This is a genomic window from Streptomyces sp. ActVer, assembly GCF_027270795.1.
GTDB classification, from domain to species: Bacteria; Actinomycetota; Actinomycetes; order Streptomycetales; family Streptomycetaceae; genus Streptomyces; species Streptomyces umbrinus_A.
In genome coordinates this window covers 1-538 of sequence record NZ_JAPWHT010001034.1, presented here as the reverse complement: position 1 = coordinate 538, position 538 = coordinate 1, and the positions used below count along the sequence as shown (strand labels likewise).

At 66.4% G+C, this 538-nt stretch carries 1 pseudogene; it reads left to right on the top strand.

Features of this window, described 5'->3' with window-relative positions:
• Nucleotides 1-320: 320 nt before the first annotated feature.
• Nucleotides 321-538 (top strand): annotated as a pseudogene (locus O3Q52_RS53990) (hypothetical protein); the annotation flags it as partial.

Genomic DNA, 538 nt, shown 5'->3' with positions numbered 1-538 from the left:
CCGACGCACCTACAAAGCCACCCTCAGCATCAACATCTTGACGCCGACGATCAGCCCGTAACTTCACGGCCTTGCCCCAAAGGGGCGCGCAGGACCGCGCCCCCTCGCAGGCAACGCACCGGCCCCAGCCATTTCAGGGGCGCGGGGAACTGCGCGGCCGGCCCCCACCCGCCCGCAGGGAAAAAGCAACCCCCTCCCGAACCGCCGGAGGCAACCCGTACATCATTTGGACCGTCAACATGCGATACCCGGTGACAGTTGAGAAACTGACGGACGTGCAGAAGCGCGGACTTTTCCATCAGGAGTGTGAGGGGAATCGCATGGCGGCTCCGGTATTCGAGGAATTCGATCCCGAGAGCGACTGTGAATGCCTCGGATGTACCCACTGGCGGCTTGTGCTGCCACATTCCGCGGCCACCGGACTCGGCGGGCACCCGGCGGCACGCCGAGCGCTCGTCCTGGCCGCCGTCGCCTTCCTGGTGGGAATGGCCAGCAACGCCTCCCGGCCCGCGGTCCAGGCGATGATGGCCGACATCGT